Raw genomic sequence first — 26,325 nt, 5'->3', positions numbered from 1 at the left:
GATCCATTCGCGCGGGTCGGCGTCCGGCGGCAACTCCGCCTGACGTTGCGGGGGACTGGACAGGGGCAACCATGTCTGCCAACCTAACTGTGATCACAGATCACGACAAGAGGATCACGACCGCAAAACGGGAACACGCAGCTTTCGAAACAGCAGCGCTCAAGCGCGCACCGTTCTGGGAGGAACGCCATGACAGATCGACAGCACCCGACATTCCGCCTTTCGCGACGACAGACCCTGGCCGGCCTCGGCGCCGGAGCAGCGGCCGGCATCATCGCGAGCCCGTCGCTCATCCGCGCCCAGACGGCCGACGCCATCCGCTTCGGCCACCTGACGCCGCGCACCGGCTTCCTGGGCCCTCTCGGTGAATACGGCGTGATGGCCGTCGATCTGGCGGTCGAGGAGATCAACGCAGGGGGCGGCGTCAACGGACGCAAGCTCGAGGTGCTGAAGGAGGATTCGGTCAATCCCCAGACCGCCTCCACCAAGGCCGAGCGGATGTTCGAGCGTGACCAGGTCGCCTGTATCCTCGGCGAGATCTCGTCGGCCTCCTGCCTGACGATCTCCCAGGTCGCCGCGCGCAACAAGAAGCTCTTCGTCAATACCGGCGGCAACTCCGACGCGCTGCGGGGCGAAAGCTGCAACCGCTACATGTTCCATGTCGAGCACCAGAACTCGATGTATGTGAAGAGCTGCGGCCGTTCGCTGATGCAGCAGGGCCTGGTCAAGGGCAAGAAATGGTTCTCCCTGACCGCCGACTACGCCTTCGGCCATGATCTGCTCAAGGTCGCCAAGCGCTTCATGGAGAGCAATGGCGGCCAGTTCGCCGCCGACAAGCTGGTGCCGACGGACGCGACCGATTTCTCCGCCTTGCTGCTGGAGATCAGGGCCGCGAAGCCGGATATCGTGATCTCCAACCTCGCCGGCAACCAGATCACCAATTTCCTCAAGCAATATGCGGAATTCGGCCTGTCCTTCCCGGTCGCCGGCTTCGGCTTCGATACCGCGCTCGCCTGGGCTGCCGGCAAGGACAATTTCGGCGGCATCTGGCCCTGCGTCTGGCATCACCTGATCGACACGCCGGCGAGCAAGGCTTTCGTCGCCGCCTTCACCAAGAAATACGGCAAGCCGCCGGAGAACCAGGCCTGGGGCGACTACATGGCCGTGAAGATCATGGCGCAGTCGATGAACGAGCTGAAGAGCACCGACACGGCCAAGATTCTCGAGCACTGGGAGAAAGGCGCGAAATTCGACGTCATGAAATCCCGCGAGGGGTACTTCCGCGCCTCAGACCACCAGCTCATCAGCGAGATGTACACGATCACCGCCCTGCCGGCGGCCCAGGTCAAGAACCAGTGGGATCTCTTCACCTCCTCGCCGCCGGTGCCCGGCCCGAACGAGGATCTGGAAGTGATCGCGACGCAGGGCGACGAAGCCGTCTGCAAGATGAGCTGATCGCGCGCCGCCGCTTCAGGGCGGCGAGGCGCGGCCTCGCGAATCTCACGACCGGGAGGCGCCGTTCGGCGCCTCCCGTCCGCTCCGCGATGGCCGGGCCAAGCCCGGGAGTCGCCGCGGCGCCTGTCACACCGCACCATCCCGCAAAGGCCATCCCTTGCTTACCCTCTTCATCCAGCAGGTGCTGAACGGGTTGCTCGACGGGGTCTATTACCTCCTGATCGCGCTCGGACTGTCGCTGATCTTCTCGCTCGGCGGGATCGTCAACCTGGCGCACGGCGCCTTCTATGCGATCGGGGCCTATCTCACCATCGTGCTGGCGCCGCATGTCGGCTTCGGCGGGGCGATCTTCGCCTCTCCCGTGCTCGTCGCGCTCATCGGCATCGTCATCGAACGCGGATTGTTCCGCCACTTCTACAGGCGCGATCCGATCCTGTCGCTGCTCCTCACCTTCGGGCTGGCCATGGTCGCGGAACAGTCGCTGCGCATGATCTTCGGCGCGCCGCCGCTCTCCTTCTCGATCCCGCCGGCGCTGCGCGGCCAGATCTTCATCGGCGACTTCATCTATTCACGCTACCGCGCGCTGCTGATCGCCATCGCAGCCGTCTGTGTCCTCGGCCTCTGGTTCCTGCTGCAGCGGACGGCCTTCGGCCGGGTCGTGCGAGCCGGCGTGCAGAATCCGGACATGGTCGGAGCGCTCGGCATCTCGTTGCAGCCCTACATGATGGCCGTGGCCGGGATCGGCATCGGGCTCGCCGGCCTGGCCGGCGTGCTGCTGGCGCCGATCTATTCGATCCACCCGGCCATGGGGCAGGAGATCATCACGCCGGCCTTCGTCGTGGTCGTGATCGGCGGCCTCGGCTCGTTCTGGGGCGTCGTGGTCGCGGCGCTGATGGTCGGCCTCGTCAAGGGCATCACCATTGGGCTCGGCTACACGCAATGGTCGACGGCGGTGATCTATCTGATGATGCTGCTCGTCCTCCTGTTCCGCCCGCGCGGCCTGTTCGGCGAGCGCATCCAGCGCTTCGAGTGAGGTGGCGATGAACCCGGAAACCCGTGACCATCTCCCGCTCGCCATCGCCGCGGCCGGCCTTCTCGCCCTGCCGGCCCTGATGCACCTGATCGGCCTCGGCACCACCTCGGCCACGGAGATCGTCGTCTTCGCCATCGCCTGCATGGCGCTCAACGTGCTCGTCGGCATGACCGGGCTCGTCTCCTTCGGCCACGGCGCCTGGTTCGGCATCGCCGCCTATGCGGCGGGGCTGATGCAGCGCAACTGGTTTCCGGGCCAGTTCGCGCTTCCCCTCCTGCTCTCGACCGCATTCGTCGCACTCCTCGCGCTGGCCTTCGGGGCGCTGATCCTGCGCCGGCGCGGCGTCTACTTCTCGCTGCTGACGCTGGCGCTCGCGGCGATGACCTATTCCATCACCTTCCGCTGGACCTCCGTAACCGGCGGGGAGGACGGGCTCGGCGGCATCACGCGGCCGCTTTTCCTCGGCATCGACTTCGAAGCGGCGATGCCGTTCTACATGCTGGTCGCGGCAATCGCCTTCGGCGTGGTCTATGCGCTCTGGCGCTTCCAGCACTCGCCGGTCGGGACGGTCCTCGTCGCGATCCGCGAGAACGAACAGCGCGCGCGCTTCCTCGGCTACGAGACCGCGCGCTACAAGCTCGTCGCGTTTACGGTTTCGGCCGCGCTGACGGGGCTCGCCGGCAGCCTGCTGCTCTTCAACAACCGCATGACCTCGGCGGAACCGATCTCGGTCGCCTTCTCCGGCGAATTGCTCGCGATGGTGGTGATCGGCGGCATGCGCTCCTTCCTGGGTCCCGCCCTGGGGGCGCTCTTCTTCGTCGTCTTCCGCGACTACCTGTCGAGCGCGACGGAGAACTGGCTGTTCTGGTTCGGCCTCCTCTTCGTCAGCTTCATCGTGTTTTCGCCGGACGGGCTCGTCGGCGTCGGCCAGCGGCTCCTGAGGCCGTTCTCCAAGCAGCCGCCGGAGGACGCGGCGATGTCCGCCCGCAAGGCGGGCGCCATCGACCTGCCCGATTTCATGCGGCCCGACGACGCCGGCGACGGCACGATCCTCACCGCGCGCGGACTCGCGAAGAGCTTCGGCGGCATCAAGGCGGTCGAGAATGTCGATCTCGTCATGCGCGACCGGCGGCTGCACGCGCTGATCGGGCCGAACGGCGCCGGCAAGACCACGGCCTTCAACCTCATATCCGGGATGTTCGCCCCGGATCGGGGCTCCGTGCGCCTGCGCGAGCGCGAGGTCGCGGGCCTGGGTCCCGACGCGATCACGCGGGCCGGCATCGGCCGCGCCTTCCAGATCACCAATCTCTTCCCCTCCCTTTCCGTGGTCGAGAACGTCCGTCTCGCTGTGCAGGCCAGGGCGCCGGAGCGCTTCGGGTTCTGGCGAGCGGCGGCCCTGCTCGGGCAGGTCAACGACGAAACCCGCCAGGTCCTGGCGACGATGGGCCTGTCCGGAATCGAAGCCGCGCAGGCCGGTTCGCTGAGCTATGGCGGCCAGCGCCTGCTCGACATGTCGCTGGCGCTGGCGACCAGCCCGCGCGTGCTGCTGCTCGACGAACCCCTCGCCGGCCTCGCCGCGGCCGAGCGCGAGCGCGTCGGCAACCTGATCCGGTCGATCTCGCAGGAGCTGCCGGTGCTGCTGGTCGAACACGACATCGACCGCGTCTTCGCCATCGCCGACCATGTGACGGTGATGAACGAGGGCAGCGTCCTGATCGACGGCACCGTCGAGGATGCACGCTCCTCGTCGCGCGTGCAGGAGATCTATATCGGCTCCGGCGCCCACGCCCTCGCCGCCAAGCCGCGCGAAACCGCGGCAGCCGAGAGCGTCCTCCTCGGCCTGAAGGACGTCGACACCTTCTACGGCAAGAGCCACATCCTGCGCGGCGTCTCCCTCGACGTGCACGACAACGAGATCGTGGCACTGCTGGGCCGCAACGGCGCCGGCAAATCCACCCTGCTCAAGACGATCACCGGCATAGCCCCGCCGGCGGAGGGCAGCATTCGTCTGGCCGGCGCGGAGATCGCCGCGCAGGCACCGGCCGCGATCGCGCGTGCCGGCATTGCCTATGTGCCGCAAGGGCGCGGGCTTTTCGCCGGCATGAGCGTCAAGGACAACATGGAGCTGGGACGGCTGCGGCGGCTCACCGGCAACGGCACGCATTGGGACGACGAGAAGATCTTCTCGTTCTTCCCGCGCATCCGCGAGCGCTGGGCCTCGCCGGCCGACTATCTCTCCGGCGGAGAGCAGCAGATGGTCGCCGTCGCTCGCGCACTCGCCGGCGACACGCGCGTGCTGCTGCTGGACGAGCCATTCGAGGGCCTGGCGCCCGCGGTGGTCGAGGAGCTTTTCGAGGCCTTCGACAGGCTGCGCCGCGAGATCGCGATCGTGATCGTCGACCATCATCTCGACCTCGCGCTGGCCTTGTCCGATCGCACCGTCGTGCTGGAACGGGGCCAGGTCACCCATACCGGCCCCTCGCGCGCGCTCAGCCGGGACCTCGCGCTGCGGCGGCAGGTGCTGTGGCTGTGAGCATTGCGATGTTTCCCCTCCCGAGCCGCGGCAAGGACCCGTTGCCATGACCAAGATCGCCATCGTCGGTTCCGGCCTGATCGGCCGCGCCTGGGCCACCGTCTTCGCCAGCCACGGCTTCGACGTCGCGCTGCAGGACGTCGCGCCAGGTGCCGCCGAGGCGGCACGAACGCACATCGCAACCAATCTCCGGGAGCTGGCCGAGCACGGGCTGGTCGACGATCCGAAGGGCTCCCTCGCCCGCATCCGGGTGGCGTCGGGCCTCGCCGACGCCCTGGCCGGCGCCGACTTCGTGCAGGAGAACGGGCCGGAGACCGTCGAGGCGAAGCGTGCGCTCTTCGCGGAGATGGACTCGCTTGCCACTCCCGAAGCCATCCTGTCTTCATCAACCTCCTTCATCATGGCCTCGGTCGTCAGCGAGGGACTGAAGGGCCGCGCCCGCTGCCTCGTCGGACATCCCGTGAACCCTCCCCATCTCGTCCCGATCGTCGAGATCGCGCCGGCCCCCTGGACCGATCCGGCCGTCGTCGAGCGCGCCAAGGCGATCTATGAGAAAGCGGGTCAGGTACCGATCACCCTGCGCAAGGAGAAGGCCGGCTTCGTCCTCAACCGGCTGCAGGCGGTGCTGCTGGCCGAGGCCTTCCGCCTCGTCGGCGAAGGCGTCGCCAGCGCCGAGGATGTCGACAAGACGATCCGTGACGGCCTCGGACTGCGCTGGGCCTTCATGGGGCCGTTCGAAACCATCGAGCTCAATGCGCCCGGCGGCATTCCTGACTACTGTTCCCGCTACGCCGCCTCGCTCGATCGGATGGTGAAATCGTCGGAAGGCCTGGCAAACCCGTTCGAGACGACGACCGTGGCCGAGGTGATGCGCGAATGGCGCGGCGCCCAGTCCCCCGACCGCGTCAAGCGCCTGAGCGACTGGCGCGACGGCAGGCTCGCGGCGCTGCGAGCGCACAAGCGCACCGCTGCACGCAAGCCGGACTGAAACGCAGAGCCGCGCGAGAAGAGGAGCCGAAGCATGGCGAAGAACCGCAAAGTCATGATCACCTGCGCGGTCACCGGCGCGATCCACACACCCTCGATGTCGCCGCATCTGCCGGTGACGCCGGAGCAGATCATCGACGCCGCCGTGGGCGCGGCGGAAGCGGGCGCGGCGCTGGTGCATGTCCACGCCCGCAATCCGAAGACCGGCCAGCCCGACCAGTCGCCAGAAGCCTTCGAGCCGTTCCTCAAGGTGATCAAGCAGCGCTGCGACGCCGTCATCAACATCACCACCGGCGGCGCGCCGACCATGGGCGTCGAGGAGCGGCTTGGTCCTTGCGCCCATTTCAAGCCGGAGGTTGCCTCGCTCAACATGGGCTCGATGAATTTCGGCCTCTACCCGATGCTGGGACGCTTCAAGACGTTCGAGCATGAGTGGGAGCGCCCCTATCTCGAAGGCTCGAAGGACCGGATCTTCAAGAACACCTTCCAGGACATCGAGAACATCCTGACGACCTGCGCTGAAAACGGCACGCGCTTCGAGATCGAGTGCTACGACATCGGCCATCTCTACACCCTCGCCCATTTCGCCGACCGCGGGCTGGTGAAGCCGCCCTTCTTCGTGCAGTCGGTCTTCGGAATCCTCGGCGGCATCGGCCCGCATCCGGAGGATGTCGCCCATATGAAGCGCACGGCGGACCGGCTCTTCGGGGATGACTACCAGTGGTCGGTCCTCGGGGCCGGACGCCATCAGCTCGCCATCGCGGCGATGGCCGTCTCGATGGGCGGCAACCTGCGCGTCGGCCTCGAGGATTCGCTGTGGCTCGGCCCCGGCCAGCTCGCGAAATCGAACGCCGACCAGGTCCGTGCGGCCCGCCAGATCGTCGAGGGACTCGGGCTCGAGGTCGCAACGCCTGCGGATGCACGCGCCACGCTCCAGCTCAAGGGGGCAGACAAGGTCGCGTTCTGAAGTCGCCGGAGCCGGCGGCTTCCGCAACGCAGAGCCGTGCGACGCCAAGATATATAGCCGCGCCGCGCGGCCGCCGCAGTGGCCCAGACCGGCAGCCCGGCTGCCAGCGGTCGAGCGGACGGTCGGCTCGACTCCCCGAGAGAGGAAGCGCGGACGTCCTGTCTGCGCGATTGCAGCGTTGCGAGCCCCAGGGCCGAACGCGGGCCGGATAAGCACGGTCGGCATTTCCGGCGAGGTACGCCGAGTAGCGCGGCGCGGCGAAGATTCGGCTCGATTGACATTCCGAAACGTTTCGGAATAGCGTTCTGGTCGAGGTCGCTGCCCGTGTCGCTAGCCAAGATCGCCGCCAATCTCAGCCTCTCCATCACGACCGTATCGCGGGCGCTCGGCGGCTTCAGCGATGTCGCGGAGGCGACGCGCTGCCGCGTGGAGGCGGAGGCGCAACGGATCGGCTACCGCGCGAATTCCGCGGCGCGGCGCTTGCGCGGTGGCCGCAGCGACGCCGTCGGAATCGTGCTGCCGACAGCGCCCGGCCAGCTGGGCGAGCCGTTCTACCTGCGCCTGATCGCGGCGATCGGACCGCTGCTGGCCCAGGCCGGTCTCGACCTCATCGTGTCCAGCGCCCATGCCGGCGCGACCGAGCTGGCGCTCTACCGTCAACTGGTCGAGAACCGCCGTGTCGATGCGATGATCGTCGCGCGGACCCGGCTCGACGACGACCGCATCGGCTATCTGCGCGAGGCGCGCCTGCCGTTCGTTACCCATGGCCGCACGCGAGCCGGCGGCCATGCGAGCGTGGATGTCGACGGGACGGCCGCCTTCCAGATGGCGACGCGGCGCCTCCTCGCCTTCGGCCATCGCCACATCGGGTTCATCGGGGCACCGCTCGAATACGGCTTCGGCTTCTTTCGCGAAGCCGGCTGGCGCTCGGCATTGCTCGAGGCGGACCTGCCGCCCGGCCCGGCCCGCTTCGCCGAACCGAGCGAGGAGAACGGCCATCGGCTGACGCGCGAACTGCTGCAGGAGCCGGAGCGCCCGACCGCGCTGCTTTGCGCCACGGATCGCCTCGCGATCGGCGCCCTGCATGCGCTCGGCGACGCCGGCCTTCGTCCCGGCCGCGACGTCTCGGTCATCGGCTACGACAATTCCCCCGTCGCGAGCTATGCGGCAACGCCGCTGACCAGCTTCGAGCCCGATATCGAAGGCGCCGCCAAACGCATGCTCGACATGCTGCTGGCCCAGCTCGCGGGCGGCGACGGCGCCACGATGAGCGAGCTGCGCGACGCGACCCTGATACCCCGCCGGTCCGATGGACCTGTTCCGAGCGATAACGGCCGCAACAAGAGCCGCACCATCTCCAGGGAGGAGACATCCGATGACGAAAGGCCCCACGACGCGGCTTAGGCATTCCGCCGTCCTCGCCGCCCTGACGTTCGCCTGGCTCGCGACGCCAGCCGCTGCCGAGGTCGTCTTCCTGTCGACGCAGCTGCGCCCGATCGAGTCGGCCCAGAAGCTGCGCTCGGAGATCCTCAAGGACTTCCCCGGCGGCGCCGAGTTCGTCACCGAGCAGCCGCCGCAACTCGGCGTGCACATCCGGGCCGAGCAGCAGGCAGGCAAGCCGGTCTCGAGCCTCATCGGCGCCCTCCATGGCGAATTGCAGCCCCTGGCGGCGGAGTCGCTTGTACCGCTCGACGACGTGCTGGAGACGCTCAAGGACCGCGGGCTCAATCCCGGCATGGTCGAGGCCGGCAAGCTCGGCACCACCAAGCAGATGTTCATCCCCTGGATGCAGGCGACCTACATCATGGTCGCCAACAAGCAGGCGCTCCCCTTCCTGCCTGCGGGCGCCGACATCAACGCCCTCACCTACGACCAGCTGGCGCAGTGGGGCGCGAACATCCAGGCCAAGACGGGCAAACGCATGATCGGCTTCCCGGCGGGGCCGACCGGGCTGATGCACCGCTTCTTCGAGGGCTATCTCTATCCGTCCTACACCGGCGGCGTGGTCACGACCTTCAAGTCGCCGGACGCCGTGGCGATGTGGACGACGTTCCGCGATCTCTGGAAGACCGTCAATCCGAACTCGACCAATTACGGCTTCATGCAGGAGCCGCTGCTCTCCGGAGACGTCTGGATCGCATTCGACCATGTCGCGAGGCTGATCGACGCGCTCTCGCGCAAGCCCGACGATTTCGTCGCCTTCCCCGCCCCTTCGGGCCCGAAGGGACTAGGCTACATGCCGGTCGTCGCGGGGCTGGCCATCGCCAAGGGCGCGCCACAGGCGGAAGAGGCGAAGCAGTTGATCGCCTACCTCACGCGGCCCGACATGCAGGTCAAGACGGCCAAGGCCGTCGCGTTCTTCCCCGTGGTCAAGGTCGATCTTCCGGGCGACATCGACCCCGGCCTCAAGCTCGAGATCGACGCGGTGCAGAAGATGACGAGCGCCAAGAATGCGCTGGTCAGCCTGCTGCCCGTCGGCCTCGACCAGCGCGGCGGCGAGTTCGACAAGGTGTATCTCGATACCTTCCAGCGCATCGTCCTGCGCGGCGAGGATCCCAAGGCTGCGCTCGATCGGCAAGGCCAGGCGTTGAAGCGCATCATCGCCGAGACGAAGGCGCGCTGCTGGCTGCCGGACAAGCCGAGCGACGGCCCCTGCCCGGTCGAATGAGGCGGAGGCTGCAGCGATGCGCGAGCCGAAGGCACTGCCTTATCTGCTGATCGCCCCTTCGGCGCTCTTCCTGACGGGCCTGTTCCTCATCCCCCTAGCGCAGACCGCGGTGCTCGCCTTTCAGGAGAGCGGCGGCGCCTGGGGGCTCGGCAACCTGCGCCGGATGACCGACGAGCTCAACTTCCCCGACGCGCTGGCCAACACTTTCAAGGTCGTGCTGCTCGCCGTGCCGCTGCAGCTCGTGCTGGCCCTCGGCATGACGATGGCCCTGCGCAATATCCGGCGCGGCCGCGACCTGCTGGTCTGGGTGTGGTCGATTCCGCTCGGCATCTCCGATCTGGCGGCCGGCCTCGTGTGGCTCGCCATCCTCAACGACCAGGGCTGGCTCAACTCGGCCCTCTTCCGACTCGGGCTGATCGCACAGCCGCAGGCCTGGCTGACCTACGAGACGCCGGCGGCGCTTCTCGCAGCGATCGTGATCGCCGAGATCTGGCGGGCGACCGCGATCGTCTTCGTCATCCTCCTTGCCGGCGTGCAGCTCCTGCCGAAAGAGTACGAGGAAGCGGCGGATGTGTTCGGCGCCACGCCGTGGCAGCGCTTTTTCCGCATCACCGTGCCCTTGCTGAAACCATCGATCCAGACGGCGCTGATCCTGCGCACCGTGCTCGCCTTCGAAATGTTCGCCATGGCGATGGCGCTCGGCGGCCGCAACTTCCCGGTGCTCGTCAGCGAAGCCTTCAACGCACAGTATTTCAGCCAGGACTACGGGGTCGCGGCGGCCTATGCCGTTCTGGTGATGACGATCTCGGTCGCGGCGACAGTGCTCTATCTCGTTGCGTTGCGGGTTCCGGCGGAGCAGCGCTGATGAGCGAGGCCCGCCCGCCCTCTTCAAATCGCGCACTGCTCTGGGCCGGCGTCGCCGTGCTCTGCGCCTGGACCTTGCTGCCGATCTATCTGCTGGCGCTGGGGGCCCTCGGCGGCCGCGAGATCGTCTCGCAATGGCCCAAGCCCTTCGCTCCTCTCGGGCTTTCCCTCCAGACGCTCGGGACCTTCCTGGCGATCGAGGGCGTCTGGCGGGCGACATGGGTCAGCGTCAAGGCTGCCGCGCTGACCATGGCGATGGCGCTCGCGCTCGGCGTCCCCGCTGGATACGCGCTCGCGCGCTTCCGTTTCAGAGGCGCTGGTGCCTATCGCGTCCTGATCCTGATGACGCGGGCCTTCCCGGTCGCGATCCTCGCGCTGCCACTCACCGTCTCCTTCATCCGGCTCGGCGTCTATGACACGCCGCTCGGCGTCGCGCTGGTACATGCGGTGCTCGCGACACCCTTTGCGACCCTGGTCTGCGCCAGCCTGTTCATGGGCATTCCGAAGGAGCTGGAGGAGGCGGCATGGGTCTTCGGCTGCTCGCGCTTCACCGGCTTCCTGCGCGTAGTGCTGCCGCTTGCGCTGCCGGGGATCGCCGCCGCGTCGATCTTCGCCTTCGTGCTGTCCTGGAACGAGGTGTTCGCCGCCTCGGTGCTGACGGTGAGGCAGCGCACGCTGACGGCGTATCTGCTCTCGGTTCTCTCCGAATCGCCGCTGCACCTGCAGTTCGCCGGGGGCCTCGTACTGATCGTGCCTTCGGTCCTCTTCATCTTCCTCGTCCGCCGTCGCCTCTTCGCGATGTGGGGCATCGGCAATCGGTAAGGCGGCATGGCGAGCATCACCATCGAGCGCGTTGCCAAGAGCTTCGGCGAGGTCAGAGCCCTCGCCGAGGTCGACCTGACCGTCGCCGACGGCGAATTCCTGGCGCTGCTGGGTCCTTCCGGCTGCGGCAAGACCACGCTGCTGCGGATCGTGGCCGGGCTGGAGAGCCAGACGACCGGGCGCGTGCTGATCGGCGCGCGCGATGTCTCGGCGCTGCCGCCGCGCAAGCGCGGCCTCGCCATGGTGTTCCAGAACTACGCCGTCTTCCCGCATCTGACGGTCTACGAGAACGTCGCCTTCGGCCTGCGGATGGCCCGCGCCGACAAGGCCCGCATCGCCGCGCAGGTGGAGAAGGCGGCGGCGCTGCTCCATATCGAGGCCCTGCTCAGGCGGCATCCGGCACAGCTCTCGGGCGGCCAGCGCCAGCGCGTCGCCGTGGCCCGTGCGCTCGCGGTCGAGCCGGCCGTCCTGCTGATGGACGAGCCGCTTTCCAATCTCGACGCCCTCCTCAGGCTCGAGATGCGCGCCGAGCTGAAGGCGGTTCTGAGCGAGGCCGGGACGACGACGATCTACGTGACGCACGACCAGACGGAGGCGATGGGCCTGGCCGACCGCATCGCGGTGATGCAGGCCGGGCGGATCGAGCAGATCGGCTCCCCTTCCGAAATCTACGATCGCCCCGCGACGCGCTTCGTCGGCGGTTTCGTCGGCAGTCCGCCGATGAACTTCCTGGAACTGCCCGTGCAGGACGGCAAGGTCGATCTCGGCGGCCTCGCGCTCGCGGCGCCACCAGGTGCCGGAGCCCGGGTTCTCCTCGGGTTGCGTGGCGAGGACATCGCCCTGGCTCGTCCCGCGGAGGCGGGATTCGCCTTCACCCTCAAGGTCGCCGAACTGCTCGGCCCGCAGGTCCTGCTGACCGGCGTGGCTGCCGGCGGCCAGCCGCTGCGCATCGTCCTGCCTGCGGCGGGGCCGCTGCCGCCGCTGACCGCGGGCGGCGACATCCTGCTGAAGCCCGACCCGGCACGACTGCGCTGGATGAACGAGGCGGGCAAAGCGCTCGAGGGCAGTCCATGAACCGTATCGCCAGCGCCCGCGCCATCCTCGCCGCCAATGACCGCGGCGGCTACACGGTCCCGACCGACCGGCTCTATCCCTTTCAGTGGAACTGGGATTCGGCCTTCGTCGCGATGGGCTGGGCCACCTTCGACGCCGCGCGGGCCTGGCGCGAGATCGAGCGGCTGCTCGAAGGCCAATGGGAGGACGGGCTCGTTCCGCAGATCGTCTTCCACGCCCCTTCCGACGATTATTTCCCGGGCCCCGAGGTCTGGGGCGTCGAACATACCCCGCCGACCTCGGGCATCCCGCAGCCGCCGGTGCTGGCGACCGCGGTGCGCTTCGTGCTGGAGCGCCAGGGCCCGGCCGGCATCGAGCGCGCCCGGGCGACCTATCCGAAGCTCGTCCGCAATCATCTGTGGTGGGAACGGGCGCGCGATCCGGAGCGCAGCGGCCTTGTCGCGACGCTGCATCCCTGGGAGACGGGGATGGACAACAGTCCGGCCTGGGACGCCGCGCTCGACCGGGTCCCGACGGAGACGACGACGGAAATCCGCCGTCGCGACATCGGCCATGTCGACGCCGCGTTCCGGCCGCGCGGCATCGAGTACCAGCGCTTCATCCATCTCGTCGATCTGTTTCGAGAGACCGGGTGGAAGGCGCGGCGCATGCTGGAGATATCACCTTTCAAGATCGCGGATGTCGGCACCAACGCGATCCTGCTGCGGGCCGAGCGTGACCTGCTGGCATTGGCGGAGCAATTCGGAGACGGTGGGGAATGCGCGGCCATCGCGGAGCGGATCGCCCGCAAGGAGACCCTGCTCGGGGGGCTCTGGGACGAGGCGCTCGGCCATTATCTGTCGCGCGACCTGATCGGCGGCCATCTCATCCCCATCCGCACCTCGGCCGGGTTTCTGCCGATCTTCGCCGGGCTGCACGGGCGCGCGCCTGCCCTCGCCGGGCGGCTCGAAGGCTGGCGCGATCGCGGGATCGCCCTCGTGCCTTCCACCGACCCCGACGCGCCGTCGTTCGAGCCGCAGCGCTACTGGCGCGGCCCGGTTTGGGCGGTCGTCAACTGGATGATCGCCAGCGGGCTGCAGGAGGCCGGAGAAGCCGCCGCCGCCCGCTCGGTCGCCGCGGATACCCGGCGGTTGATCGGCGACGCCGGCTTCAGCGAGTATTTCAACCCACTCGACCGCGCGGGCATCGGCGGCGAGGCCTTCTCGTGGACCGCGGCGATCGATCTCCTGCTCGGCGAGGGCGAAGGCAGATGAGCGCGACGGCCACCGGCGGCATCGACTGCGACCTGCACCCGGCCGTGCCCGGGATTGCGGCGCTCGTGCCTTATCTCGAGCCGCAATGGGCCGAGGCGGTGGCGCAGCGCGGGGTGCACGATCTGGAACCCACGAGCTACCCGCTGCGCGCGCCCCTGACCTCAAGGCCCGACTGGCGCACCGCCGGAGCCAAGGCTGGCTCCAGTCCTGCGCAGCTCGGCGCCCAGGCGCTCGACGCCTTCGGCAGCCGCGCCGGCATCCTGAACTGCCTTTACGCGGTGACCACGCTGTTCAGCGAGGACATGGCTGCCGCCTTCGCCCGCGCCGTGAACGACTGGCTGGCGGCCGAATGGCTCGATGTCGACAAGCGGCTGCGCGCCTCGATCGTCGTGCCGATCCAGAGCCCGCAACTCGCGGCCGCCGAGATCGAGCGGCGCGCGGCCGACAGGCGCTTCGTCCAGGTGCTGCTGCCCTGCCTCGCGGACCAGCCGCTCGGCCGGCGCAGCCTGTGGCCGATCTACGAAGCCGCGGCGCGGCACGGCCTGCCCATCGGCATTCATGCCGGCTCGACCTATCGCCATCCGGTGACGCCGGTGGGCTGGCCGTCCTATTTCACGGAGGATTACGTCAACCAGGCGCAAGGCTTCCAGACACAGTTGACGAGCCTGGTCTGCGAGGGCGTTTTCTCGAAATTCCCGATGCTCAAGGTCGTGCTGATCGAATCCGGCTTCACCTGGCTGCCGGCCTATCTCTGGCGCCTGCACAAATACTGGCGCGGCCTGCGCATGGAGATACCCTGGGTCGACCGCCCACCGCCGGACATCATCCGCGAACAGGTGCGCTTCACGCTGCAGCCCGTCGATGCTCCGATGGAAGGGGATGCTTTGCTGCGCATCCTCGATCAGGTGGGATCGGACGATCTGCTGCTGTTCTCGACCGATTATCCGCATTGGCAGTTCGACGGGCAGGACGCGCTGCCGCCGCTTTTGGCCGATAGCCTCAAGGCCAAGATCCTGATCGACAATCCGTTCGCGACGTATCCCCGTCTGAAGGAGGATTTCGCATGAACATGGAGCTTCCGGCGCGGCCGAAGCCCGGGTCCGCCATCGTCAGGCCGACCATTGCCGATTGCGACATCCATCCCTGCCTGGCCAAGCCTTCCGACATCCTGCCCTATCTGCCGAAGCGCTGGCAGGACCACGCCATGACCTACGGCATGCTGCCGCGCCACGGCTATCAGAGCGGCCCGGCCTACCCCAAGGGCCAGCCCGATGCCGCGCGCCTCGATTCCTGGCCTCCGGACGGGCGCCCCGGCTCCGATCTCTCCTTCATGCAGGCCCAGCATCTCGACGCCAATCAGGTCGAGCTCGGCATCATGACGGTGATCGCGCCGGCCGCGGGCGCCGCCCAGAACCTCGACTATTCAGCCGCGCTCGCGCGTGCACTGAACGAGTGGCAGGTCGCCGAGTGGGCGAGCAAGGACAGCCGGCTCAAGGCGTCGATCGTGATACCCTATGAGGACGGCGCAGCCGCCGCGGCCGAGATCGATCATTGGGCCGGGCATGACGCCTTCGTGCAGGTGCTGCTGCTCAGCCGGACCGCGGAGCCGCTCGGGCAACGACGCTACTGGCCGATCTACGAAGCGGCACAGCGCGCCAGGCTGCCGGTCGGCGTCCACGCATTCGGCTATGGCGGCTATCCGGTTACCGCCGGCGGCTGGCCGTCCTACTACATCGAGGAAATGGTCGGGCATTCGCAGTGCTGCCAGGCGCTGCTGACCTCGATGGTGATCGAGGGCGTCTTCGAGCGCTATCCCGGCACCCGCATGGTGCTGATCGAGGCCGGACTCGCCTGGCTGCCTTCGCTGAGCTGGCGGCTCGACAAGCACTGGTCCCGGATGCGCGATGAGACGCCCCATCTGCGGCGCCCCCCGAGCGAGTACATCCGCGATCACGTCTGGCTGACGACGCAGCCGATGGAGGAGCCGGAGAAGCGCAAGCACTTCCACGACATCGTCGAATGGATCGGCATCGATCGGCTGCTCTTCGCCACGGATTATCCGCACTGGGACTTCGACGACCCGCTCTGGGCCGTGCCGGTCAAGCTCGACGAGGCCGCACGGCAAGCCTTGTTTCTGGACAACGCCAAGGCGCTCTACGGGCGCGCCTGAGATGGCGAGGCATGTCATCGCACCGGCCTCCGCACTCCCACCCGGAGAGCGCCTCGTCGCAGAGGTCGCCGGCCGGAAGGTCGTGATCTTCAACCTCGATGGAGCGTATTTCGGCCTGTTCGGCCGCTGCCCCCATCAGGGAGGCGATCTCTGCCTTGGCCGGACGACGGGTCTGGTCGAAGCCGGCGCCGAACCGGGTGAGTACAGCTATACACGCCGCGGCGAGATCCTGCGCTGCCCCTGGCATGGCTGGGAGTTCGACATTCGGACCGGGCGATCGCGCGCCGAGCCTGCGCGGGTACGGGCGAAGACCTACGATGTCGAGGTTAAGTCCGGCGCAGAGCTCTTCGACGGCCCGTACCAGGCAGAGACGATCGTCGTCAGCATCGAGCAGGATTATATCGTGGTGCAGGCGTGAGCCTGCCGGACCGGAGCAATCGCCCGCGGTGCTCGCTCATGCGGAGCGTGGCCGGTGACAGGAGCGCGGCGTTCGGCGCGCCCCTGCGGGCGCTGCATCGACGGCTCCTGAAGGAGCTGCACTACTCGCCGCGACGAGGGTTCAGGACAGCGCGCAGCTGGCATCGAGACGCGGCAGGGATCGATCGATGGGCGGGCTCGGCGGGGCAAATCGCCGCAGTGGCGCCGCCATCCGTTTCGTTTGAGGCAGCCGGTATCACTGCCCCGTCCAGCATCGCGAATTTCGCCCTCCGGCTTCGACTGGCGGGATTGCGCTGAGGGACTCCGGCAGCAGGCGCAGGCCCGGGTCACGCGCCCCGGAATCGAAGGATCCCCGCGGCCGCCCCGATAAATCCCGGCAAAAGCCTCCGTGATTGGCCCATGCGGCCGTCTGCGCGGGCAGGGAAACGATCCCGGAGTGCTGCGCAGTGAGCTTGCCGCAGGCCGCGCCCAGGAGGTTGGCCCAGGCGTCGAAAACACGATGCGGAAGCCGGTTCGCGGCACAGATACAGCCGCACGGTCCAGGCCTGATCGCGCTCCGGAAACGCCGAGATAATGGCCGTAAACTCGACCTTAACCCTGATCGGTCATTTCGTCGGAGCAGTAGTGGCTTCGCGCGGGCTGTACCTGTTGCGGTGCGAGGGTGGCAGACCATGCGGCTGATCGTCGGCACAATCATCGTCTTCGTCTGTGTCCTGGGCAGCTACGCGGCGATGGGTGGCCACCTCGAGGTACTTTGGCAGCCTTTCGAGTTCGTCATCATCCTCGGTGCCGCGATCGGCGCCTTTGTCATCGGCAACCCCGGCCCGGTGCTCAAGGCCGTGCCCGGCATGCTCGGCACGATCGTGAAGGGGCCCAAGTACAAGCAGGAATGCTATGTCGAACTGCTGGGCATGCAATATTCCCTGTACAAGCTGGTGAAGCAGAAGGGCATGCTGGCGGTCGAGCAGCACATTGAAAATCCGAGTGAATCGACGCTGTTCAACGCCTTCCCGACTTTTGCAGCGAACCATCACGCGGTCGAATTCGTCTGCGACTACATGCGCATGTTGACGCTGGGCGCCAACAACGTCCACGAGATCGACGCTCTCATGGACGAGGAGCTGGAGACGCACCACCAGGAGCAGGAGCGGATCGTTTCGGCGATGCAGTCGCTCGCCGACGGGACACCGGCGCTCGGCATCGTCGCCGCCGTGCTCGGCGTGATCAAGACGATGGGGGCGATCAAGGAGCCGCCGGAGGTGCTGGGGCATCTGATCGGCGGCGCACTCGTCGGCACCTTCTTCGGCGTCTTCGTCGCCTACGGTTTCTTCGCGCCCATGGCGTCCTCGCTCAAGAGCACCTTCGAGGCGGAATCGAAATATTTCCAGTCGCTCAAGGCGGGACTCCTCGCCCATATGAGCGGCCAGCCGCCGGTGATGGCGGTCGAATTTGCGCGCAAGGCCCTGATGAGCGACGTGCGCCCGACCTTCAGCGAAGTGGAAGCGGCGACCGCCGCTCTGCCCGCCAACATCTGACCCATCTCCAGCAGGACTTCGATGGCCGACCCCACCCAGCCGATCATCATCAAGAAGGTCAAGAGGGCCGCGCACGCGCACCACGGCGGGGCCTGGAAGATCGCCTATGCGGACTTCGTGACCGCCATGATGGCGTTCTTTCTGCTGATGTGGCTGATCAGCATGACGACGCAGGAGCAGAAGGAAGGCTTGGCGGAATACTTCGCGCCGGCCGCTCTCAGCCCTTCGACCAGTGGCTCTGGCGGCGTGCTGATGGGCACCGCCCTCGACAAGGCAGGCAACAAGCCGTCGGCCCCCCGCGACGCGGCAAGGGGTACGTCCGGGCAGGACGCCAAAGCGCGGCCGACCAGCTCGGGCGGCGCCAGTGACCGCGAGGTCAGCCGCCCGGCCGCCGGCACGCAGGTCAACTACAGCGCCATAGCCAGCCTGCGGCAGGCGATCCAGAACATGCCCGAGATCGCCGATCTGTCGCGCAACATCGTGATCGAGCAGACCAAGGAGGGGGTGAACGTTTCCCTCGTGGACGATAACGGCCGTTCCATGTTCCCCGAGGGCTCGGTTAAGCCCTACGAGCGCACCCGCCTCGTGCTGGAGGCGATCGCGCCCACCCTGCGCCGGCTGCCCAACCAGCTCTCCGTCAGCGGCCACACGGCCGCGGCGCGCCCGGGCTCGGTGCAGGCCGTCGATTCCTGGGGGCTCACCGCGGGCCGCGCGCTCGCCGTGCGCGAGATCCTGTCGGGCGCGGGACTTCCCAACGATCGCTTCACCTCCGTGGTGGGACGCGCCGACACCGAGCCGCTCTTCCTCGACAATCCCTATATTCCGCCGAACCGGCGGGTGACGATCACGCTGCTCAATGCGGAGCCGCCGCTGCCCCCGGGCGCCTTTCCCTGACGCGAAGGCGCCCCGGCCGCCTCGGCGCCCGTTCGAGAGCTAACGTCGCAGCTGACAGGGTAAAACAAAAGCTGGGCGCGCCTCGCTGCGTCGCTCTGGAGGCCGCTCTGCCCTTCCTCGGACTCGGCGCCCCGCCGCCGACACTCTCCTGCGGCAGGATGATCGCGGAAGGGCCGGCGCGGGTCTCCGCCGCCGCCGCGCCGGGAGCTGACGTCAAACGGCCTTCCGAAAAGAGACATTCGGCACTTCAGCCAGACACGCGCCTTCCGATAGCGGAACGAGCCCAGCTTCATCACATCTCACGCGCAGCGGATGTCGCTCGCAGCGATATCGGGAGCGCCACTCCTTGCCTGAGAACGAGCCGGGCTCGGGTAATGCCGCCTTCATGCGCTATGGAAAGTTCGCCTCCGTGTGCTGCTGCGACCTCCGATGCGATCGCGAGGCCTAGACCTGAGCCACGAGAGGCGGTGCCCTTGACGAAGGGCCGCATGAGCTCCGCTGGCGAAGCGGAAAAGCCGTCGCCGTCGTCGACCACTTCGATCCAGGCTCTGGTTTCGTCAGCGCCGACCGTAACGAGAAGGCGGCTTCGGGCGCCGTGTGTCAGAGCATTGTCGATGAGATTGCCGAGAGCTTCACGCAGGCTCACGGCATCGCCGTTCACCACCGCTGATGTCTCGGCCGGCACGAAGGCGATGTCGACCTCGCGGGGCAGCGAGAGTGGCACGGCCTTGGCCAGAACCGACTTCGCGAGCTCGTTGAGATCGACCGGCGCGGCGGCAGCCGCGTCCTTGCGGTGGATGACCATCGCATGATCCAGCAACTGGCCGGTCAGGCGTCCGAGTTCCGCCGTCCGCTCATGGATGCGCTTGACGGTGTCGGCCTTGCGCCGCGAGGCGGGCGTGCCGATCAGGATCTCGACCTGGGCATCGAGCGCGGCAAGCGGCGTGCGGATCTGATGCGCGGCATCGGCGATGAAGCGCTGCATGACCGCCATCCGCTCGGAAAGACGGCGCATGAAATCGTCGATGGCTTCGACGAGATTGCGGATTTCCAGCGGCGGCTCGACTCCGATCGGGCGCAGGTCGTCCGACCGTCGTGCGGCGATCTCGCGCTCGATGCGGGTCAACGGCTTCAGTGCCAAGGTCACGGCATAGGCCGCCGCGGCCAGAGCCAGCACGCTCATCACGGCGATGACGCCGAGCGCTTTCAGCGTCAGGTCGCGCGCCAGAGCGCGCCGCGCCTCGGTTGTCTGGGCGACGACGATCGTCGCCCAGTTGTTCGTGCCGGGAAGGTCGATCTGGCGTGCCAGCGTGGCGATGCGCACCGGCTGGCCTTGATAAACTCCGTCTTCGAGAACGACTCCCGCGCGTGTTTCCACCGGGTCGGCGTCCGACGGGACATCGTCGTAGCCGGCGACGACGATGCCGCGCGGATCGACCACCTTGTAGAAAACGAGGTCGTAATCGGCGAGCGTCGCGATCGTGGAGACCGGCGGATCGACGGTCACGACACCGCCCTGGATATAGACATTCTCGGCGATCTGCACCGCGCCGCCGCGCAGGAGCCGGTCATAGGCATGCTGGGCGGCGAGCGACGAGGAATGCCAGGCGGCGGCTCCGAGCACGACCGCCCCCGCTGCCAGCACCGCCGTGAGCACGGCGATGATGCGGAAGCGCAGCGACAGGCGCAGTTCAGACAACCGCAAGCTGGTACCCCAATCCGCGCAGGGTCCTGATCTCGACCGAGGCATCCGCGAGCTTGCGGCGCAAGCGCGCGACGAACTGCTCGACAGCGTTGGGGCTCGCCTCCTGGTCAAAATTGAAGAGCTGCTCGACCAGCTCCTCCTTCGGCACGATCCGGTCCGGGCGCGCGGCGAGGATTTCGAGGACGGTCAGTTCCCGCCTGGTGAGGTTGAGCGGCCTTTCATTGACGCTGGCGACGCGCCCTGCCCGGTCGATGACGAGCGGCCCGACGCGCAGGAGATTGTCGGACTGCCCGGCACTGCGCCGCAGCAGCGCCCGCGCACGGGCTTCAAGCTCGCCATAGTCGAAAGGCTTGACCAGGTAATCGTCGGCACCGAGATCGAGCGCGCCGATCCGCTCGTCGACCGCCGAGCGCGCCGTCAGCACCAGCACCGGCGTCTTCAGGCGCCGCGCCCGCATCTGGCGGAGCACCGCCAGACCGTCCTGACCGGGCAAGCTCAGATCGAGCACGACGAGGTCATAGGCCTGCACATGCAGGAGCTCGGAGGCCGTGATGCCGTCCTGCTCCCAATCGACGGCGTGGCCGATCTTCTCCAGCCGCATCACCACGGCCTCGGCGATATCGGCGGTGTCCTCGACAACCAGCACGCGCAAGCGGATCTCCTCCCGGCTCCGAGTCAGGCTGGAGTCAGTCTCGCAGATTATCACCCTCGGCAAGCGCCCATAAGTGCGCAGGGAAACGAAACAAGGGAGGGTACATGCTGGCCCCGTTCGACGCTGCAACCGCGACTCCGCTCCTCTCGGTGAAGGGCGTGACGCTGCAATACAAGACGCCCGACGTGGTCGTGACCGCGACGCGGCGCGTCTCGTTCGACGTCTATCCGTCCGACCGCTTCGTCCTGCTCGGCCCGTCTGGCTGCGGCAAGTCGACCCTGCTCAAGGCGATCGGCGGCTATCTCACGCCGGTCGAGGGCGAAATCAGCCTGAAGGGCCGCAAGGTCTCAGGCCCCGGCCCCGACCGGATGATGGTGTTCCAGGAATTCGACCAGCTCCTGCCCTGGAAGACGGTGCGCGAGAACGTTGTCTTCGCGCTGACCGCCTCGGGCCGCGCCACGCAGGCCGAGGCCGAGGAGCGCGCCCGCTCCTATATCGACAAGGTCGGGCTCTCCAAGTTCATCGACAGCTATCCGCATATGCTCTCGGGCGGCATGAAGCAGCGCGTTGCCATCGCGCGCGGCATGGCGATGGAGCCAGACGTCCTGCTGATGGACGAGCCCTTCGCCGCCCTCGACGCCCTCACCCGCCGCAAGATGCAGGACGAGCTGCTGCGGCTCTGGGACGACACGAAGTTCACCGTGCTCTTCGTCACCCACTCGATCGAGGAGGCGATCAAGATCGGCACCCGCATCCTGCTGCTCTCGCCGCATCCGGGCGAGGTCAAGGCCGAGCTCAACAGCGTGCCGCCCGAGGAGATGGGCTCGGGCAAGCAGGCCGCGCTCGAAACCCGCATCAACGACATGCTGTTCGCGCATCATTGAACCGGAGGAGACCGACATGACCGACCTCGTCAGCTTCCGTCCGGAAATCATCCGCGACGTCAATTCCAGCGACGCCCCCGTTGTCGCCAAGACCATCGGCTGGGCCGAGCGGGTCTATCGCCTCGGCTTCGTCCGCAAGGGCCTGATCCTCGCGGTGCTCGCCCTCGCCTGGGAGGCCTATGGCCGCTGGCTCGGCAACCCCCTGCTCTTCCCGACCTTCGGCCAGACCGTCCAGGCCTTCGTCGAGAACATCGCCAACGGCGTCATTCCGGCGCGCACGCTGGTCTCGCTGCAGACCCTTGTCATCGGCTACGGCATCGGCATCGTGCTCGCCGCCCTGCTGACGACGCTGGCGATCGGCTCGCGCATCGGCGCCGACCTCCTGGAAACCCTGACCTCGATGTTCAACCCGCTGCCGGCGATCGCGCTCCTGCCGCTGGCGCTGATCTGGTTCGGGCTCGGCACCGGCAGCGTCATCTTCGTGCTCGTCCATTCCGTGCTCTGGGCGATCGCGCTCAACACCCATGCCGGCTTCCGCTCGGTCTCGAACACGCTGCGCATGGTCGGGCAGAACTACGGGTTGCGCGGCCTGAAGCTGGTACGGCTCATCCTGATCCCGGCCGCCTTCCCGGCGATCCTGACCGGCCTCAAGGTCGGCTGGGCCTTCGCCTGGCGCACCCTGATCGCGGCCGAGCTCGTCTTCGGCGTCTCCTCGGGCTCCGGCGGCCTCGGCTGGTTCATCTTCGAGAACCGCAACCAGCTCGAGACGGCCAACGTCTTCGCCGGCCTGTTCACCGTCATCCTGATCGGCCTCTTCGTCGAGAACGTCGTCTTCGCCACGATCGAGCGCAGGACGATCCGCCGCTGGGGCATGCAGCACTGATATCGGAACTTCACAAGGCCGAACGGCCGTCACTCGGAGGAAAGCAACCCATGGCATTCAAGACATTCCTGCGCACCGCCTTCACGATCGCAGCCCTCGGCGCAGCGCTCGCCACCGCCCCGGCCCGGGCCGAAGTCTCGGAGGTCCGCATCTCCAAGGGCTTCGGCATCCTCTACCTGCCGCTCATCGTGATGCAGGACCAGCAGTTCCTGGAGAAGCGCGCCAAGGCCGCCGGCCTCGGCGACATCAAGGTCACCTGGCTGATGCTCGACGGCGGCAACGTCATCAACGACGCGATGATGGCCGGCACGCTCGACTTCGCCGGCACCGGCGCGCCGGGCTTCGTCACCCTCTGGGCCAAGGCCAAGGGTATCCCGGGCGTCGAGGTCGTCGGCGTCTCCGGGATGAGCTCGACCGCGCTGTGGATGATGTCGAACAAGCCGGAGCTGAAATCACTGAAGGACTTCACGTCGGGCGACAAGATCGCCCTGCCCGGCATCAAGACTTCGCTCGCCGCCGTCGTGCTTCAGATGATTGCCGCCAAGGAATTCGGCGACGCCAACTACGCCAAGATGGACCCCATGACCGTGAGCCTGCCGCATCCGGAGGCGCTCGCCGCGCTGGTCGGCGGCAAGACCGAGATCAAGGCGCATTTCACCTCTCCGCCCTTCCAGTACATCGAGGCCAAGAGCCCCGGCATCCACCGCGTGCTCAACTCGGTCGACTATCTCGGCAACCTCACGCTGGACGTAACCTTCGCGCCGAAGAAGTTCGTCGACGCCAACCCGAAGATGACGCAGGCCTTCATCGACGCGATGGACGACGCCAACGCCCTGATCGCCAAGGACAAGAAGCTCGCCGCCGAGATCTTCGCCAAAGGCTCCAAGGTGAAGGTCGACCCAGCCGATGTGCAGGAGATGATCGAGGACAAGGATGCTCGCTTCACCACGACTCCCGAGGGCGTGATGAAGTTCGCCGAATTCATGCACAAGGCCGGCTCGATCAAGGTGAAGCCCGCCAAGTGGAGCGACATGTTCGTACCGCAGCTCGCCGGGCGCTCGGGAAGCTAAATCTTCGCGAGCGAGGGAGACACCACGCCGCCAGACCGCCTCTGGCGGCGTGTTTCCTGCGAGCTGACTCGGATTATCTGAACAGCTTCGGCGCTGTTTGCTAAGTGGGTTTCCGTCTCGGCTATGCCGCCGCCGGATTGGCGGCAGCGCGTTGAAGGAAGCCTGGTCGGGCGTCAGCCATCCCAGGCCCCGATGAGGCCTTCGTGCGGTGGAGAACTCGAGATGCCGGCCGATCGAGGCACGGGCCTCCGACACGCTGGCATAGGCCCGCGGGACAGAGCTCCTCGCATTTGACCGATTTCCAGAGGCGCTCGACGAACACGTCGTCGCGCCAGGCGCCGTTCCCGTCCATGCTGATCCTGATGTCGACTGCGATCAGCAAGGCGGTGAACTCGCGGCTGGTGAACTGCGAGCGCTGGCGCGTATTGAAGCTCTCCGGCTCGCCGAAGCGGGCCATGGCGTCCTCGACGGCTTCGATGCGAAAGGCGGTGTCCATCGCGATCGGGAGCCGCCAGGCCTCGCCCTCCAGAGAGTAGCGGTGGCACGATTCCTGATTGAGTGATGCGGATCACGACAAGGGAACGATCGAAAGGCATGCAGCCCAACCTGCGGATCCTCATCGTGGACGCCAACCAAGTCCGGGCCGCGATCATCGAGGAAGGCCTGCGGGAAGCGGGATACGATCAGCTCGTCCGCATGACGGCGACGACGGGTCTGGTCGCCGCCATCGAAACCCATGACCCGGATGTCGTGGTGATCGATCTCGAGGATCCCAGCCGCGATGCGCTCGCCGACATGTTCCTCGTGAGCCGGCATATCCGCCGCCCCATCACCATGTTCGTCGACCAGTCGGACTCGGCCTCGATCGAGGCGGCGGTCGAGGCCGGCGTCTCCGCCTATATCGTCGACGGACTCAAGAAGGAGCGGATGCAGCCGATCCTGCAAACCTGCATCAGCCGCTTCAATGCCTTCCGCAGGCTGCGCGAGGAGTTGGACGAGGCGCGCTCGCAGCTCGAGGACCGCCGAACGATCGATCAGGCCAAGCGCATCGTCATGCGCCTGAAGGGTCTCTCCGAAGACGAGGCCTACGCCCTGATGCGCCGCACCGCGATGAACGAGAAGCGCAAGCTCGTCGACATCGCCCGCTCCCTCATCACCGCCGCGGAGATGCTGAAATGACGACGCTGCACCTGCGGGTCGGCTTCATGCCGCTGGTCGATTGCGCGCTGCTCGTGCTGGCGAAGGACGAAGGCTTCGCCGAAGCGGAAGGCCTCAATCTCGAGCTGGTGCGCGAAGTCTCCTGGTCGAACCTGCGCGACAAGCTGAACGTGCGCCTGTTCGATGCCGCCCATATGCTCGGACCGGCAGCCATCGCCGCGACGCTGGGCATCGGCGGCGTCCGGGCGCCGATGGCGGCGCCGCTGGCCCTTAATCGCGACGGGGCCGCGATCACACTGTCGCTGCCCTGCTTCGAGGAGCTGTCACGCCTGGCGGAGGGCGACTTGTCCGACACCGCCGTCTCGGCCCGCGCGCTCGCCGCGATGGTCGCCCGTCGCAGGGCCTCCGGCCTGCCGGCGCTGACCTTCGCGGCCGTGTTCGGTTTTTCGACCCACATCTACCTGCTGGGGGAATGGCTCGCAAAGAGCGGGCTGGTCCTGGGCGAAGACGTCCGCTGCGAGGTCGTTCCGCCGCCGCAGACCGCCGAGGCGCTCGCCGGCGGGCGGATCGACGGCTTCTGCGCCGGTGCGCCCTGGAACTCTGCCGCGGTCGCGGCCGGCGTCGGCGCCATGGTGCATGCGGGCGTCGATCTCAGGCGCGGCTGCCACGACAAGATTCTTGCCTGGCGTGCCGACGACGTGCTGCGCCGTCCGGCGGCGGTCACGAAACTCGGCGTCGCGATCCTCAAGGCCAGCGCCTGGGCTTGCCGACCGGAGAATTTCGCGCGCATGGCGCAGCATCTTTCGGCGCCGGACCGGCTGGCGCTGCCGACGGCGCTGATCGAGCGCATCCTGCAGGGCGATCTTATTCAAGGTGCCGGCCGGCCGGCCCGCCGGATCGCGCCCTTCGTGCGCTTCGATCGCGAGGCGCTGCGGCCCGAGCCCGACGACGCCGACTGGGTTCTGTCAGGCATGCAGCGCGCCGGGCAGATCGCAGTGACTTCGGAGATCCGCGAGATCGCGCGAGGCGTCTTCCTGCCTGCATCTTTCGAGGGCATTTCGGCCGCCGAGGGGCGCTAGCCTAAAAAGAAGGCAGATGCATCTCCATTTTGCATCGCAACAATGCGGTCGCCCAGGCCGAACCGGTGTCATCCCCAATTCAAGTTGTTGCGATTCCAAAGCAGCCGGTTGGCTCTCACGGTTGGCACGATCCTTGTAACACCTGCTGCGACGCGGCCAATGCTGCCCGCGCTCCCCAATCCGGAAGACACAGCAACGTCG

At 67.4% G+C, this 26,325-nt stretch carries 23 protein-coding genes and 1 pseudogene; 21 read left to right on the top strand and 3 right to left on the bottom strand.

Translation table 11 applies throughout. The features are described 5' to 3' along the window. Window positions 1–189 precede the first annotated feature (189 nt). From BGO20_RS10340 to BGO20_RS10265, 16 genes are all read left to right on the top strand, one after another. Window positions 190–1,455: an ABC transporter substrate-binding protein gene (locus BGO20_RS10340; RefSeq protein ID WP_291664700.1), complete on the top strand. Its 1,266-nt coding sequence runs from the start codon at window positions 190–192 to the stop codon at window positions 1,453–1,455. A 157-nt stretch (window positions 1,456–1,612) separates the two neighbouring features. Next, window positions 1,613–2,488, top strand: a complete 876-nt coding sequence (locus BGO20_RS10335) for a branched-chain amino acid ABC transporter permease (protein WP_291664699.1) — start codon at window positions 1,613–1,615, stop codon at window positions 2,486–2,488. Between the two features lie 7 nt (window positions 2,489–2,495). After that, window positions 2,496–5,021 carry a branched-chain amino acid ABC transporter ATP-binding protein/permease gene (locus tag BGO20_RS10330; protein ID WP_291664698.1) on the top strand — a complete coding sequence of 842 codons (2,526 nt, stop codon included), beginning with the start codon at window positions 2,496–2,498 and terminating at the stop codon, window positions 5,019–5,021. Window positions 5,022–5,067: 46 nt separating this feature from the next. Continuing rightward, window positions 5,068–6,009, top strand: coding sequence for a 3-hydroxyacyl-CoA dehydrogenase (locus tag BGO20_RS10325; RefSeq protein WP_291664696.1), 942 nt, complete (start codon window positions 5,068–5,070; stop codon window positions 6,007–6,009). Between the two features lie 33 nt (window positions 6,010–6,042). Then, the gene (gene kce / locus BGO20_RS10320; RefSeq protein WP_291664694.1) at window positions 6,043–6,975 is read left to right on the top strand and encodes a 3,5-dioxohexanoate:acetyl-CoA acetone transferase; all 933 of its coding nucleotides are present in this window, start codon (window positions 6,043–6,045) and stop codon (window positions 6,973–6,975) included. 324 nt (window positions 6,976–7,299) lie between these two features. Continuing rightward, window positions 7,300–8,379 carry a substrate-binding domain-containing protein gene (locus BGO20_RS10315; protein ID WP_291664693.1) on the top strand — a complete coding sequence of 360 codons (1,080 nt, stop codon included), beginning with the start codon at window positions 7,300–7,302 and terminating at the stop codon, window positions 8,377–8,379. Next, complete coding sequence (locus BGO20_RS10310) at window positions 8,351–9,643, top strand: ABC transporter substrate-binding protein (RefSeq protein WP_291664691.1); 1,293 nt, start codon at window positions 8,351–8,353, stop codon at window positions 9,641–9,643. Before BGO20_RS10315 ends, BGO20_RS10310 begins: the two co-directional genes overlap by 29 nt. A gap of 16 nt (window positions 9,644–9,659) precedes the next feature. Next, on the top strand, window positions 9,660–10,508 hold the full coding sequence (locus tag BGO20_RS10305) for a carbohydrate ABC transporter permease (RefSeq protein WP_291664689.1): 849 nt from the start codon (window positions 9,660–9,662) through the stop codon (window positions 10,506–10,508). After that, complete coding sequence (locus BGO20_RS10300; RefSeq protein WP_291664688.1) at window positions 10,508–11,329, top strand: carbohydrate ABC transporter permease; 822 nt, start codon at window positions 10,508–10,510, stop codon at window positions 11,327–11,329. Before BGO20_RS10305 ends, BGO20_RS10300 begins: the two co-directional genes overlap by 1 nt. 6 nt (window positions 11,330–11,335) lie before the next feature. Beyond that, entirely contained in the window at window positions 11,336–12,403 is a 1,068-nt protein-coding gene (locus tag BGO20_RS10295; RefSeq protein WP_291664687.1) for an ABC transporter ATP-binding protein, read from the top strand. Further along, on the top strand, window positions 12,400–13,656 hold the full coding sequence (locus BGO20_RS10290; RefSeq protein ID WP_291664686.1) for an MGH1-like glycoside hydrolase domain-containing protein: 1,257 nt from the start codon (window positions 12,400–12,402) through the stop codon (window positions 13,654–13,656). The genes BGO20_RS10295 and BGO20_RS10290 overlap by 4 nt, the downstream gene beginning before the upstream one ends. Further along, window positions 13,653–14,723 (top strand): amidohydrolase family protein, encoded by a 1,071-nt coding sequence (locus BGO20_RS10285; RefSeq protein ID WP_291664684.1) that lies wholly within the window; start codon window positions 13,653–13,655, stop codon window positions 14,721–14,723. Before BGO20_RS10290 ends, BGO20_RS10285 begins: the two co-directional genes overlap by 4 nt. After that, window positions 14,720–15,826: an amidohydrolase family protein gene (locus BGO20_RS10280; protein WP_291664682.1), complete on the top strand. Its 1,107-nt coding sequence runs from the start codon at window positions 14,720–14,722 to the stop codon at window positions 15,824–15,826. The genes BGO20_RS10285 and BGO20_RS10280 overlap by 4 nt, the downstream gene beginning before the upstream one ends. Before the next feature lies 1 nt (window position 15,827). Next, window positions 15,828–16,244: a Rieske (2Fe-2S) protein gene (locus tag BGO20_RS10275; protein ID WP_291664680.1), complete on the top strand. Its 417-nt coding sequence runs from the start codon at window positions 15,828–15,830 to the stop codon at window positions 16,242–16,244. A gap of 691 nt (window positions 16,245–16,935) precedes the next feature. Further along, window positions 16,936–17,799: a flagellar motor stator protein MotA gene (motA, locus tag BGO20_RS10270; RefSeq protein ID WP_291664678.1), complete on the top strand. Its 864-nt coding sequence runs from the start codon at window positions 16,936–16,938 to the stop codon at window positions 17,797–17,799. Window positions 17,800–17,820: 21 nt separating this feature from the next. After that, window positions 17,821–18,693 carry a flagellar motor protein MotB gene (locus BGO20_RS10265; protein ID WP_291664676.1) on the top strand — a complete coding sequence of 291 codons (873 nt, stop codon included), beginning with the start codon at window positions 17,821–17,823 and terminating at the stop codon, window positions 18,691–18,693. Between the two features lie 292 nt (window positions 18,694–18,985). Here BGO20_RS10265 and BGO20_RS10260 read toward each other — a convergent pair whose 3' ends face one another. Both BGO20_RS10260 and BGO20_RS10255 read right to left on the bottom strand, forming a co-directional pair. Then, window positions 18,986–20,398: a sensor histidine kinase gene (locus BGO20_RS10260; RefSeq protein WP_291664675.1), complete on the bottom strand. Its 1,413-nt coding sequence runs from the start codon at window positions 20,396–20,398 to the stop codon at window positions 18,986–18,988. Continuing rightward, on the bottom strand, window positions 20,385–21,050 hold the full coding sequence (locus BGO20_RS10255; RefSeq protein WP_291664674.1) for a response regulator transcription factor: 666 nt from the start codon (window positions 21,048–21,050) through the stop codon (window positions 20,385–20,387). The genes BGO20_RS10260 and BGO20_RS10255 overlap by 14 nt, the downstream gene beginning before the upstream one ends. A gap of 104 nt (window positions 21,051–21,154) precedes the next feature. On the opposite strand from BGO20_RS10255, the gene BGO20_RS10250 reads away from it, so the two are divergent. The 3 genes from BGO20_RS10250 to BGO20_RS10240 are packed head-to-tail and all read left to right on the top strand — an operon-like array spanning window position 21,155 to window position 23,887. Beyond that, window positions 21,155–21,934: an ABC transporter ATP-binding protein gene (locus tag BGO20_RS10250; protein ID WP_291664672.1), complete on the top strand. Its 780-nt coding sequence runs from the start codon at window positions 21,155–21,157 to the stop codon at window positions 21,932–21,934. A 16-nt stretch (window positions 21,935–21,950) separates the two neighbouring features. Further along, window positions 21,951–22,817: an ABC transporter permease gene (locus BGO20_RS10245; RefSeq protein WP_291664671.1), complete on the top strand. Its 867-nt coding sequence runs from the start codon at window positions 21,951–21,953 to the stop codon at window positions 22,815–22,817. Between the two features lie 50 nt (window positions 22,818–22,867). Next, complete coding sequence (locus BGO20_RS10240) at window positions 22,868–23,887, top strand: ABC transporter substrate-binding protein (RefSeq protein WP_291664670.1); 1,020 nt, start codon at window positions 22,868–22,870, stop codon at window positions 23,885–23,887. Window positions 23,888–24,022: 135 nt separating this feature from the next. Here BGO20_RS10240 and BGO20_RS10235 read toward each other — a convergent pair. Beyond that, window positions 24,023–24,404, bottom strand: a pseudogene (locus tag BGO20_RS10235) (integrase core domain-containing protein); the annotation flags it as partial. A gap of 77 nt (window positions 24,405–24,481) precedes the next feature. Between BGO20_RS10235 and BGO20_RS10230 the strand changes: the two are divergent. Beyond that, the gene (locus BGO20_RS10230; protein ID WP_291664667.1) at window positions 24,482–25,066 is read left to right on the top strand and encodes an ANTAR domain-containing response regulator; all 585 of its coding nucleotides are present in this window, start codon (window positions 24,482–24,484) and stop codon (window positions 25,064–25,066) included. Next, window positions 25,063–26,124: a CmpA/NrtA family ABC transporter substrate-binding protein gene (locus BGO20_RS10225; RefSeq protein ID WP_291664665.1), complete on the top strand. Its 1,062-nt coding sequence runs from the start codon at window positions 25,063–25,065 to the stop codon at window positions 26,122–26,124. The genes BGO20_RS10230 and BGO20_RS10225 overlap by 4 nt, the downstream gene beginning before the upstream one ends. Window positions 26,125–26,325: the final 201 nt, after the last annotated feature.

The sequence above is a fragment of the Allobosea sp. 67-29 genome, from assembly GCF_001898115.1.
Lineage (GTDB): Bacteria > Pseudomonadota > Alphaproteobacteria > Rhizobiales > Beijerinckiaceae > Allobosea.
Note: the sequence above shows the minus strand (reverse complement) of the source record. Positions and strands in the feature narration are given on the sequence as shown.

Excerpts from the sequence above, each read along its gene's own strand:
- BGO20_RS10340 (WP_291664700.1), top strand. The coding sequence starts at position 190 with ATGACAGATCGACAGCACCCGACATTCCGCCTTTCGCGACGACAGACC.
- BGO20_RS10330 (WP_291664698.1), top strand. The coding sequence starts at position 2,496 with ATGAACCCGGAAACCCGTGACCATCTCCCGCTCGCCATCGCCGCGGCC.
- BGO20_RS10325 (WP_291664696.1), top strand. The coding sequence starts at position 5,068 with ATGACCAAGATCGCCATCGTCGGTTCCGGCCTGATCGGCCGCGCCTGG.
- kce (WP_291664694.1), top strand. The coding sequence starts at position 6,043 with ATGGCGAAGAACCGCAAAGTCATGATCACCTGCGCGGTCACCGGCGCG.
- BGO20_RS10310 (WP_291664691.1), top strand. The coding sequence starts at position 8,351 with ATGACGAAAGGCCCCACGACGCGGCTTAGGCATTCCGCCGTCCTCGCC.
- BGO20_RS10305 (WP_291664689.1), top strand. The coding sequence starts at position 9,660 with ATGCGCGAGCCGAAGGCACTGCCTTATCTGCTGATCGCCCCTTCGGCG.
- BGO20_RS10300 (WP_291664688.1), top strand. The coding sequence starts at position 10,508 with ATGAGCGAGGCCCGCCCGCCCTCTTCAAATCGCGCACTGCTCTGGGCC.
- BGO20_RS10295 (WP_291664687.1), top strand. The coding sequence starts at position 11,336 with ATGGCGAGCATCACCATCGAGCGCGTTGCCAAGAGCTTCGGCGAGGTC.
- BGO20_RS10290 (WP_291664686.1), top strand. The coding sequence starts at position 12,400 with ATGAACCGTATCGCCAGCGCCCGCGCCATCCTCGCCGCCAATGACCGC.
- BGO20_RS10285 (WP_291664684.1), top strand. The coding sequence starts at position 13,653 with ATGAGCGCGACGGCCACCGGCGGCATCGACTGCGACCTGCACCCGGCC.
- BGO20_RS10280 (WP_291664682.1), top strand. The coding sequence starts at position 14,720 with ATGAACATGGAGCTTCCGGCGCGGCCGAAGCCCGGGTCCGCCATCGTC.
- BGO20_RS10275 (WP_291664680.1), top strand. The coding sequence starts at position 15,828 with ATGGCGAGGCATGTCATCGCACCGGCCTCCGCACTCCCACCCGGAGAG.
- motA (WP_291664678.1), top strand. The coding sequence starts at position 16,936 with ATGCGGCTGATCGTCGGCACAATCATCGTCTTCGTCTGTGTCCTGGGC.
- BGO20_RS10265 (WP_291664676.1), top strand. The coding sequence starts at position 17,821 with ATGGCCGACCCCACCCAGCCGATCATCATCAAGAAGGTCAAGAGGGCC.
- BGO20_RS10250 (WP_291664672.1), top strand. The coding sequence starts at position 21,155 with ATGCTGGCCCCGTTCGACGCTGCAACCGCGACTCCGCTCCTCTCGGTG.
- BGO20_RS10245 (WP_291664671.1), top strand. The coding sequence starts at position 21,951 with ATGACCGACCTCGTCAGCTTCCGTCCGGAAATCATCCGCGACGTCAAT.
- BGO20_RS10240 (WP_291664670.1), top strand. The coding sequence starts at position 22,868 with ATGGCATTCAAGACATTCCTGCGCACCGCCTTCACGATCGCAGCCCTC.
- BGO20_RS10230 (WP_291664667.1), top strand. The coding sequence starts at position 24,482 with ATGCAGCCCAACCTGCGGATCCTCATCGTGGACGCCAACCAAGTCCGG.
- BGO20_RS10225 (WP_291664665.1), top strand. The coding sequence starts at position 25,063 with ATGACGACGCTGCACCTGCGGGTCGGCTTCATGCCGCTGGTCGATTGC.